This window comes from Embleya sp. NPDC056575 (assembly GCF_042793325.1).
Taxonomy (GTDB): domain Bacteria; phylum Actinomycetota; class Actinomycetes; order Streptomycetales; family Streptomycetaceae; genus Embleya.
In genome coordinates this window covers 140,382-150,194 of the sequence record NZ_JBHTVA010000016.1, presented here as the reverse complement: position 1 = coordinate 150,194, position 9,813 = coordinate 140,382, and the positions used below count along the sequence as shown (strand labels likewise).

The 9,813-nt window shown below is 69.0% G+C and carries 10 protein-coding genes; 5 read left to right on the top strand and 5 right to left on the bottom strand.

The features are described from left to right. Positions 1–1,036: 1,036 nt before the first annotated feature. Positions 1,037–1,693 carry a LysE family translocator gene (locus ACFRCG_RS15390; RefSeq protein ID WP_380031732.1) on the top strand — a complete coding sequence of 219 codons (657 nt, stop codon included), beginning with the start codon at positions 1,037–1,039 and terminating at the stop codon, positions 1,691–1,693. A gap of 80 nt (positions 1,694–1,773) precedes the next feature. Here ACFRCG_RS15390 and merB read toward each other — a convergent pair whose 3' ends face one another. From merB to ACFRCG_RS15370, 4 genes are all read right to left on the bottom strand, one after another. After that, positions 1,774–2,424 carry an organomercurial lyase gene (gene merB, locus ACFRCG_RS15385; RefSeq protein ID WP_379995833.1) on the bottom strand — a complete coding sequence of 217 codons (651 nt, stop codon included), beginning with the start codon at positions 2,422–2,424 and terminating at the stop codon, positions 1,774–1,776. Then, positions 2,421–3,401, bottom strand: coding sequence for an EamA family transporter RarD (gene rarD, locus ACFRCG_RS15380; protein ID WP_380031731.1), 981 nt, complete (start codon positions 3,399–3,401; stop codon positions 2,421–2,423). The genes merB and rarD overlap by 4 nt, the downstream gene beginning before the upstream one ends. 93 nt (positions 3,402–3,494) lie before the next feature. Next, positions 3,495–4,451 (bottom strand): SDR family NAD(P)-dependent oxidoreductase, encoded by a 957-nt coding sequence (locus tag ACFRCG_RS15375; RefSeq protein WP_380031728.1) that lies wholly within the window; start codon positions 4,449–4,451, stop codon positions 3,495–3,497. 5 nt (positions 4,452–4,456) lie between these two features. Continuing rightward, positions 4,457–4,708, bottom strand: coding sequence for a hypothetical protein (locus ACFRCG_RS15370; RefSeq protein ID WP_380031726.1), 252 nt, complete (start codon positions 4,706–4,708; stop codon positions 4,457–4,459). 188 nt (positions 4,709–4,896) lie between these two features. Here ACFRCG_RS15370 and ACFRCG_RS15365 point away from each other — a divergent pair, with 188 nt between their 5' ends. From ACFRCG_RS15365 to ACFRCG_RS15355, 3 genes are all read left to right on the top strand, one after another. Continuing rightward, positions 4,897–5,541, top strand: coding sequence for a TetR/AcrR family transcriptional regulator (locus ACFRCG_RS15365; RefSeq protein ID WP_380031725.1), 645 nt, complete (start codon positions 4,897–4,899; stop codon positions 5,539–5,541). A gap of 127 nt (positions 5,542–5,668) precedes the next feature. Next, positions 5,669–6,682 (top strand): DUF5753 domain-containing protein, encoded by a 1,014-nt coding sequence (locus tag ACFRCG_RS15360; protein WP_380031723.1) that lies wholly within the window; start codon positions 5,669–5,671, stop codon positions 6,680–6,682. After that, positions 6,661–6,786, top strand: coding sequence for a DUF397 domain-containing protein (locus ACFRCG_RS15355; protein ID WP_380031765.1), 126 nt, complete (start codon positions 6,661–6,663; stop codon positions 6,784–6,786). Before ACFRCG_RS15360 ends, ACFRCG_RS15355 begins: the two co-directional genes overlap by 22 nt. On the opposite strand, the gene ACFRCG_RS15350 is transcribed toward ACFRCG_RS15355, so the two are convergent. Next, positions 6,776–7,111: a hypothetical protein gene (locus ACFRCG_RS15350; RefSeq protein ID WP_380031720.1), complete on the bottom strand. Its 336-nt coding sequence runs from the start codon at positions 7,109–7,111 to the stop codon at positions 6,776–6,778. The two genes, ACFRCG_RS15355 and ACFRCG_RS15350, sit on opposite strands and share 11 nt — an antisense overlap. A 1,042-nt stretch (positions 7,112–8,153) precedes the next feature. Between ACFRCG_RS15350 and ACFRCG_RS15345 the strand changes: the two genes are divergently transcribed. Continuing rightward, positions 8,154–9,719, top strand: a complete 1,566-nt coding sequence (locus tag ACFRCG_RS15345; RefSeq protein WP_380031719.1) for an ABC transporter substrate-binding protein — start codon at positions 8,154–8,156, stop codon at positions 9,717–9,719. Positions 9,720–9,813 lie beyond the last annotated feature (94 nt).

The window sequence follows — 9,813 nt, the reverse complement described above, 5'->3', positions numbered from 1 at the left end:
GTTTTCGGTAAGCAATGCGCCCGTCTTGTCGGGAGTCCTTCGTCTCGGAGCCCCGCACGCCGGCGGCGGCCCATCACCGGCTCTGACCCACCCCGCATCAGCCATCCGTGACCAAAGGCGCAACGCTCGCCGGAAGCGCCCGACCTACTCGGAAAGGCTGGCCGGGAAACGCGACCCGAGCCCCCTCCCGCTCCCGCTGCCAGCCGGTTTTCGGTAAGCAATGCGCCCGTCTTGTCGGGAGTCCTTCGTCTCGGAGCCCCGCACGCCGGCGGCGGCCCATCACCGGCTCTGACCCACCCCGCACCAGCCACCCGCGACCACAAGCCCAACGCTCGCCGGAAGCGCCTGACCCACTCGGAAAGGCCGGCCGGGGAACCCGACCCGAACCTCCTCCCGCCCCGCTGCCGGCCGGTTCTCGCCGACCAACACGCCCGTCTTGTCGGGAGCCCTTCGTCTCGGAGCCCCGCACGCCGGCGGCGGCCCACCATCGGCTCTGACCAGCCCCGGACCAGCCCACGCGACCAAAGGTGTAACGCGCGCCGGGAACGTCCGGCCTGCTCGGGAAGGTTCCCTGGCGGACTCGACCTGACCACCCCCCGCCCCCGTTGCCGGCTGGTCTTCGGCGAGCGAGATGCCTGTCTCGTCGGGGGCCGTCGTCTTGGAGGCCGCACGCCGGCGGTGGCCCATGAGCGGGTTGGACGGGCGCGGACCAGTCAACCGGAACCACAAGCGCGATGCCCGCTGGGAACGCCCGGTCCACCTGGGGAGGTTCGTCGGCGGACTCGACCCGGCCGTCCTCCCGCTTCGCCGCTGCCGGACTGTTATTGGTGAGTAACACACTCGTCTCGTCGGGAGCCCAGGGTCTTGGGGCCCCGTGCGGCGGCGGCGGGCCACCGTCGGCTCGGGTCAGCCCCGCACCGGTGCCCCGTGACCGGAAGTGCAACGCGAGTCAGGGCCGGCCTGGCGCACTTGGGAAGCCCCGTCGGGGAACCCGACCCGGCTATGCGTCAGCTTCCGGTGCCGGCAGCATGCCTGCATGGATGCCCTCTCGTACCTTGCTTCGTTTGCCCTGGTTGCGGGGCTGTTGACGGTTGTGCCGGGGCCGGATACCGCGATTGTGTTGCGGGCGGCGCTGGTTCGGGGGAATCGGCACGGGTTCGCGACCGCGCTTGGCATAGGGTCCGGGACGTTGGTTTGGGGTGCGGCTGCGGCGGCCGGTGTTTCCGCGGTGCTGACCACATCTCAGGTTGCGTATACGAGTCTGCGCGTTGTCGGTGCCTGCTACCTGCTTTGGCTTGCCTACGGATTGCTGCGGGCTGCGTGGGTGAATCGCTATACCGAGGTCGACATCGATGTCGAGGGCGCCTCGGCAGCCGGTGGCAAGGCCGTCCCCGGGTTGTGGTCGGCGTGGGGGCGCGGCGTGCTCACGTCGTTGACCAATCCGAAGGTCGGCGTTTTCTATATGGCGATGATCCCGCAGTTCATTCCCTCCGGTGCTCCGCATCTGGCCTTCGGGATACTGCTCGCCCTCGTCCACGACATCGAGGGCATGGTGTGGTTCGCGGCGATCATCCTCGGCGCGAACAGCCTGCGCGCGAGGCTGCGCCGGCCGCGTTTTCGGCGCGCGCTCGACGCGTCGACCGGTACGGTCATCGCCGGCTTCGGCGTCACGCTCGCGGTGGCCGACAACTGATCATCGGCCGCACCCCGGCTGCTCGCCGACCCTCGGGTCTTCGGGCCTCGGCCGCGAGGGTGGTCCGGTGCGCGTAGGTGTCACAGGCCCCAGAATCGGCCCTGGAGGCCCACCGAGGTGAAGTATGTGGCTGCCGATGCCGGGTCTCGGCGTTCGTAGCCTCGGTGCATGCGGCCCTCGTACCAGTGTTCGGCCAGGCGCCACAGCTTGGTGAGGTCGAGGACGTAGCCCCGGGTCTGGCCGGTGCGGGCGAGCCAGTGATCCACGCAGCCCTCGTCGCAGAACAGCCGCTGGTTGCCGCACGCGTGCACCACGTCGTCCCACAACATCGTGATCGGGACCAGGAAGTGCGCCACCTCGTCGCCCTTCGGCGGCTCGTCGATGCCCACGTTCCAGGCCAGTGCCCCCTCGCACCCCGGACATCGGGTCGCGACCAGCACCTCCTCGCCCACCAGGTGCGGCACGGCGAACGAATCCCACGCGCAGCCGCCCCACCACAGGGTGTGCCGGCCCATCACCGAAAATCCCAATGGCACCGCGCTGAACGGATGCGCCATCACGATCGCGTCGTCGCGCAGCACGATGTGCCGCTGCTCGTGCAGGGCCCGCAACCCCGCACGCACGGTCGGCTCCGAAACGCCCAGCGTCGCCGCCAATTCCGCGTCGGAGGGCGCCCGCCCGGTGTCGGCGAAGCCCCGGTAGACGGCCAGCCGCAACTGTTCGACGCTCACGAGGCCGCCTCCCGCTCCGGTGCGGTCGAGACCGGCAGATCCCGGGACTCGACAGCGGCCGGGGCCCCGGCCGCCCGCGCGGTGGGCACAACGGCGATCCGCTCGCGCCTGGACTGGCGGATCGCGTCGAAGGTGAGCACCACGAGGGCGATCCACACCAGACCGAACCCCGCCCACCGGGCCGCTGGCATGGGCTCGTGGTTGACCGCCACGCCGATCCCGAACTGGATGATCGGAGCCAGGTATTGCAGCATGCCGATCGAACTGAGCGGCACCGAGTTGGCCGCCACCGCGAAGCACAGGAGCGGGATCACGGTGATCACGCCCGCGCCCATCAGCATCAGCGCCTGCGGTGCCCCCTCGTGCCCGTACGTGCCCTCGCCGGTCCAGGCCAACCAGGCCAGGTAGCCGAGCGCGGGCAGGAACATCACCGCCGTCTCGACCGCCAGCGAGTGGGTCGCGGGGAGGTTCATCCGCTTCTTGACGTAGCCGTAGGTGGCGAACGACGCGGCCAACGTGAGCGCGATCCACGGGACCCGGCCGTAGGCCACGATCAGGACCACCACCGCGGCGACCCCCAGCGCCACCGCGGCCCACTGAATCCTGCGCAGGCGCTCGCCGAGGACCACGACACCGATGCCGATCAGTACCAGCGGCGTGATGAAGTAGCCCAGCGAGGTCTCCACGACCTGGTCGTGGTTGACGCCGTAGATGTACGTGCCCCAGTTGATCGAAATCATCACGGCGGCCACCGTCACGGTGATCAACTTGCCCGGGGTGCGGGCCAATTCGCGAATCCACGACCACTGCCGGAGCACCGCGAGCAGGACCAGCATGCACAGCAGCGACCAGGCCATCCGGTGAGCCAGGATCTCGACCGGGCCCGCAGGCTTCAGATGTGGCCAGAAGAGGGGGAACAGGCCCCACATGACGTAGGCCGCCATGCCCAACAGCAAACCGCGACGTTCTGCACCCATGGTGCCGACCGTACTGGCCGAGTGGCCTGCCGTCAGGAGCCAATTCCGAAGAGGTGGACCAGCAGCCGCCGCGCGGGCGGCCGAACCGCGGCATCAGTCGCCCTCGCGACTCAGCTCCTCCCACCGGGCCACCTCCTCCCGGCGGGCCCGGTCGAGCTCGGCGATCATGTCGTAGGCCGCGCCGCCCAGGATGATCCGACGCGGCGGCTCGGCCATGTCGACCACGCGCAGCAACAGGGCGGCCGCCTTCGCCGGGTCGGCGTCCTTCGACTCCCCCCACATTTTCGCCAGTTCGGCGCGCAGGGGCGCGTACACCTCGTTCTCGGTCGTCGTGGTCAGACCCTGGGTGAACAGCGTGGTCTCGTAGCCACCGGGCTGGACCAGGGTCACCTTCACCCCGAAGCCCGCCGCCTCCATGGCCAGCGCACCGGACATGTTGTCGAGGGCGCCCTTGCTCGCGCTGTAGAGACCGGTGGCGGCGAAGCCCACGGCCGAGCCCATCGAGCTGATCTGCACGATGTGGCCCGAACCCTGGTCGCGGAGATGGGGGAGTACGGCCTGGCTCACCCACAGGGCACCGAAGAAGTTGACGTCGAAGTGGGCGCGGACCTGGGCTTCCGTCACCTCCTCGACCATGCCGATCAGGCCGGCTCCCGCGTTGTTGACGACGATGTCGATGCGCCCGAAGGCCGCCACGGCACGCGCCACGCCGCGGAACACCGCGTCGCGGTCGGTGACGTCGAGGGTCAGGAGCCGCAAGCGGTCCTCGTGCGCGGCGACCAGATCGGCCAGCGGGGTGACATCCCGCGCGGCGCCGACGACCCGGTCACCGGCGACCAGTGCGGCCTCGGCGAAGGCACGGCCCAGGCCACGAGAGGCACCGGTGATGAACCAGACGCGGGGCGCGCGGGGGACGGCGGCGGTGGTTGCTTGGCCGGCTGTGGCTGTGGCGGCAGTAGGCGCGGTGGTCATGTGCGTGCTCTCTTCCAGGTGGCTGGGGTCGGTGGGGTCGGCCTGGGCGGGCGGTGTGGATGTTGTGGTTGTCGTCATCGGGTTCACCTGGGTCGGTAGCCGGACGAGGTCGCCGTGCGACGACCGGTCTGAGGGGGTTGGGGGACGCCGACGCGCCGAGCGCGCCGAAGCTGCGGCCGAGGCGGCACGATCGGCCGGGCGGCCTCGGTGGGACTCGCCGCGGCCTCGGCGGTGAGTCGCGGAGCCGGGGCACCCGTGGTCCGCATGTCGAGGACCGAGAACGCGTCGGTGACGTGTTGGGCGAAGGGTGCGCCGGAGAGCCGGGTGCGGAACATGGGTGACAACTCCTTGATTGTGAGACGAGACGTTGCGTCTCGTTTCCTTTCGCTGAAGCATGCATCTTCGGTGTTGGAATGTCAAGACGAGACGTATCGTCTCGCTCGGACTTCGTGAAGCATGTGCAAATCGACGGGCTCTTGTCAAGACGAGACGTATCGTCTCGTTCGTGCGGTACAGTGGGTGCATGACCATCGACGACAGCAGTGACCGCAGCGCGGAGGGCGCGCGTGCCGAGGGAGGATCCGCCGGCAGGCCGAATCCGTCCCGACGCAGCGAACAGTCCCGTCGGGCGATCCTGACCGCCGCCCGCGAACTCGTCTCCGAACTGGGCTTCGCCAAGCTCTCCATCGAGGCGATCGCCGCGCGGGCGGGCGTCGGCAAGCAGACCATCTACCGCTGGTGGGGCTCGAAGGGCGAGGTCGTCTTCGAGGCATTCCTTGCCCTGAGCGACCCGGGCGAGGGCATCGTGCTGCCCGACTCGGGAGATCTCGAGACAGACCTCAAATACCTGATGCGGGAGACCGTCGCGGAGTTCGCCGACCCCGCCTTCGAAGGCCCGATCCGCGCCCTCAACGCCGAGATCATCAACGACCCCAAGCTGGCCAGGCTCTACCACGAAAAAATGGCCGCCCCCGTGGACGAGGCCAAAAAGGAGCGCCTACGCAGCGCCCAACGCGCCGGCCAGCTCGCTCCCGACCTCGATCTCGACCTGGCTCTGGAACTCCTCTACGCCCCCCTGTACCAACGCTGGCTACTCCGCAGCGGCCCCCTGACCCCCGAATACGCCGACAGCCTGGTCGACTTGACCCTCAGGGGCCTCCGGCCCTGACTCGTCGCGGGCGGTACGCGCATCGATGACCCCGATCGCCACTCTTCGCCAGGGCGAAGAATCGAGATTCGGCCAAATGCGCTGATCAAGGTTGTTACCGTGTCTTGGTGGCCATCTTGGGAGCGTCGTGAAGCGCTCGATCAAGCCCGGCAACCCGGCATTCGTTGCCGCCCGGCACCTGCGAAAGTGGTACTCACAGGAGGCTTTTGCCGAAGCGTACGACCGCGTGGCGCGAGCGGAGGGCATCAAGATCTCCATCTCCGTGCGCCAGGTGCGCCGCTGGGAGTCGGCCAACCCTCCTTGGCCGCACCCCGACGCGCGCCGGGTGTTGACCGCGATGTTCGGACTGTCGCCGGAGGACCTGGGTTTCCGAGCGCCCTACGATTTGGCTGCCGTCGAGCGAGCCGCACTGGCTCCGCGTGATGCGAGTCGCATGGAGCGGGAAGACGATGCGGGTTGGCGCAACCTCCTGGATGACATCCCCGAGCGCCTGGGGCAGCTGATCCGGCTGGAGAAGGACGCGATCTCGCTGTGGTCCTACGAGACGTTGATGATCCCCGGATTGCTTCAGTCGCCTGCGTACGCGTTGTCGGCGGCTCAGATGCGTAATCCCACGATTCCCAGTTCAGCCGCGTACGAAAGGGTGCGCATCCGGATGCAGCGGTCGGAACGGTTGATGCGTTCCGGCCGACCTGCCTCATTCATCGTCTCCGAGGCGGCTCTGCACCAGCCGATCGGCGGACTCGCGGTACTCGCCGACCAGATGGGGCATCTCCTGGCGCTGGCTTCGCAGAACCCTCAGGTGTCGATTCAGATGCTTCCGCTCGACGCGGCCTTCGTGGTGCCGTCGCCGTGCCTGCTTTTGGAGATGTCGCCCGGCCGGGTAGTCGCGTGGCTGGAACAACTGACCGGTTCCGTGCTGGTGGAATCCCCCGATGATGTGATGTCCTTCCGGGCAGTCTTCGAGCGCCTGTCCACGACGGCTCTGCCGACCGTGGCTACGCTCGAACGCATCGACGAGCGGAGACGGGCACTATGCACGGCGGTCGAGGTGGCAGCGCACCAGGCTGGCGCACCTCTTCGTACACGGACACCGACAACTGCGTCGAGGTCGCGGTTCTGGGAGCCGTTGTCGGGGTGAGGGACAGCAAGGTCGTGGACTCCCCGGTGCTCGCCGTGCACCCGGCGGCGTGGGCCGGTCTTGTGGAGCGCGCCGGTGAGCGCGTCGTGACGGCTATCCGCTGACCCGCACGCACTGGTTCCCGGTCGTGGGCGCACGTATGGCGCCGAGCGCCGTGGGCGTCCAGTAGTGCTTGCCCTCGGCGTCCTGGGTGGAGGCCGGCGCGATCCTCATGACGTGCGCCTTGATCTCCTCGGGCTTTTCCCGGCAACGGGTCAAGAGGAAGTTGAACGACCCCCGGTAGGCATCGAGGTCCGGACGCCGGGGCGCGCCCGCATCGGCGTCGCGCATGGGCGTCACCCAGGTGGTCACCGTGGCGTAGGGCGCACCCGGTGCCTGCGTGGTGGGCGCCGCCGCGCGGGTCTGCGGCAACGGCGGCGCGTCGGTCACGAGGACGCCGCCACCCGGCAGCGTCGGCGGGCGGGACTACGCCTGGACGAGGTCGCGCCGGGTGCCCCACCGCCCGATGAACCGGTGGACGACACCGGCCGCGTCCTCCTCGACTTCCGTCCGCGGTGCGGATCTCGGTCGACCTTCCGGCTCGCTGCCCCGCCGCCGACCTGCTTCATGGCGTCGGCGCGGCACGGGTCGCAAGGGGTACCGATGTGGATTGCGTTGCCGCCGTCGCGTCAGGTGCCCGGGGCCGCCTCGATCGGCGTCCGGGCCGTTCCGCTGGGTGCTCCGGTCGTTCCGCCCGTGCTCGGGCCATTCCGCCTTGCGTCCGGGCCGTCCCGACTGGTGTTCCGCCCGTGTGGCGAGCCATCGCACCCCGCGCCCGGGTCGCCCTGCCTGTGCGGCGAGCCACCGCGCCGGCGCCCGGGTCGCCCCGCCCGTGCGGCGAGCCACCGCGCCGGCGCCCGGGTCGGCCTACCCATGTGGCGAGCGTCCTGCCTGTGTCCGGGGTGTCCCGCCCGTGCGGCGAGCCATCGCGCCCGCGTCCGTGTTCGTCCCGCGTTGTCGCTGTGCGGCGCGTTGTTTTCGAGGGCTCGGGGCCGGGGCGATGTGGGTGCCTGTCCCGGGTTGCCGGTGGTGATGGTTGTGTGGGCTCCGGTGATCGAGCGCCAGGAAGTGGATTGCCGGCTTCGGGGTTTGGGCCGCGTCCGGGATCCGGGTGCGGTATTCGTCGAGGGCCGGGCAGGCCGACGGTCCGGAAGGCGTTCGACCGCAGGTCCTGCCCGGTCCGCGGCCGGGGTGGATTGTGCTCCGGGCCCAGGGTCCATGATTGCTGACGGAGCGTCACATCGGGTGGTGGAAATTGGGGATTGGGGGTGCGGTACCGTCACGGACGGTGCAGAATTGTTATTTGACGGACCGTCAGATTTCTCCTTACCGTGGCCGTACATCCACGTCTGGATCAAGGAAAACGACGCCACCCCGCTCCCGGGACGGCGTGCCTTGTGCTTCCCGAACGCAGGAGCGTCCCGTGCGAACCGTGAACTCCACACCCTTCTCAACCCGCCTGCTGCGCCGATCCGGCGTGGTCGCGGGACTCGTCGGCCTGACGCTCGGCGCCACCGCCTGCGGCGGCGACGACGCCGCCGGCAGCGGAGCCTCCGGCTCGATGACGGTGCTCATCACCCAGGAGGCCAAGGGCATCGACCCGGTCATGACCACGGTGTCCTCCCTCACCGGCGGCAACCAGGCCGCGGCCGTGTTCGACATGCTCTTCTGGATCAACCCCAAGACCGGCAAGGCCGAACCGCAGATCGCGGAGAGCGCGACCGCCGCCGAGGGCAACTCGGTGTGGACGATCAAGCTCAGGCCGAACGTGAAGTTCTCCGACGGCACCGCCCTGGACGCCGAGGCGGTCAAGTTCAACTGGGAGCGGCACGCCGACCCCGCGAACAGGTCGGTACAGTTCACCGCCGTCAAGGGGATGAAGTTCGAGGCGGTCGACGGGCTGACCGTCAAGGTCACGCTGCCCGCGCCGAACGCCCACTTCGACCTCGTCGTGGCGCACAACCTCGCGTTCATCGGATCGCCCACGGCGATCCGCTCCGACCCGAAGCTGTTCGCGCAAAAGCCGGTCGGCGCGGGCCCGTTCAAGCTCAAGACGTGGATGCGCGACTCGCAGCTCACGCTGGAGCGCAACAACTCGTACTGGGGCCAGGGCAAGCCCGCGCTCAAGGAATTGATCTTCAAGCCGGTGATGGACCAGAAGCAGCGGCTGGCCGCGCTGTCCTCGGGTCAGGCCCAGCTGATGACCACCGCGCACTTCCCGTCCACCGAACAGGCCCGCAAGGACGGCATGACGGTCACGCTCGACCCCAAGAGCGGTGGCTTCATGACCATGTTCGACACGTCCAAGCCGCCGTTCAACGACCCGCGCGCCCGCCGCGCGTTCGCGTTGATCATGAACCCGGACGACCGCAACCAGACGATCCAGGGCTCGCCGGGCCAGACCCTCAAGGGCCTGTTCCAGCCCGCGTCGCCGTTCGCGAACCCGGAGGCCGTGTACGCGACCAACAACCGGGTCGAGGCGCAGAAGCTGCTCGACGAACTGGCCGCCGAGGGCAAGTCGTTGAACTTCACGTACACCACCAACAGCAGCGCCAGCGCGCGACTGACCGCCGAGTACTGGCTCACCCAGATCGGCAACATGAAGAACATCACGATGAAGACCGAATTCCTCGAGGGAGCGGCCTACATCCAGAAGGTGATGATCAACAACGACTTCCAGGCCTCGGAGTTCGTGATCACCTTCGACGAACCGGAGCCGGTGCTCTACAACTTCACCCACTCGAAGGGTTCGGAGAACCGCACCAAGTGGAACAACCCGGCGGTGGACAAGGCGCTCGACGACGCCCGCAACAGTGACGACCCGGCGGTGCGCAAGGCCGCGTACCAGACGGTGCAGGCCGAGATCGTCAAGGACGTCCCGTTCTTCGCCTACGAGAAGTCCTTCGCCGCGGCGGTCCAGGGGAAGAGCGCCAAGATCGACGGCCTGTCGCTGTTCGAGGACGGCCTGATCCTGTTCGACCGGATCGCGCTCAAGTAGCCCCGCCGACAGCGGCCGGGCGCGCGGGCGGCCGGGCCGACGGCGGGATCAGGATCGGATGAGCGGGGCGTCGGGGGCGTACGAGGTGTACGCC

Excerpts from the sequence above, each read along its gene's own strand:
- ACFRCG_RS15390 (WP_380031732.1), top strand. The coding sequence starts at position 1,037 with ATGGATGCCCTCTCGTACCTTGCTTCGTTTGCCCTGGTTGCGGGGCTG.
- rarD (WP_380031731.1), bottom strand. The coding sequence starts at position 3,401 with ATGGGTGCAGAACGTCGCGGTTTGCTGTTGGGCATGGCGGCCTACGTC.
- ACFRCG_RS15375 (WP_380031728.1), bottom strand. The coding sequence starts at position 4,451 with ATGACGACAACCACAACATCCACACCGCCCGCCCAGGCCGACCCCACC.
- ACFRCG_RS15370 (WP_380031726.1), bottom strand. The coding sequence starts at position 4,708 with ATGTTCCGCACCCGGCTCTCCGGCGCACCCTTCGCCCAACACGTCACC.
- ACFRCG_RS15365 (WP_380031725.1), top strand. The coding sequence starts at position 4,897 with ATGACCATCGACGACAGCAGTGACCGCAGCGCGGAGGGCGCGCGTGCC.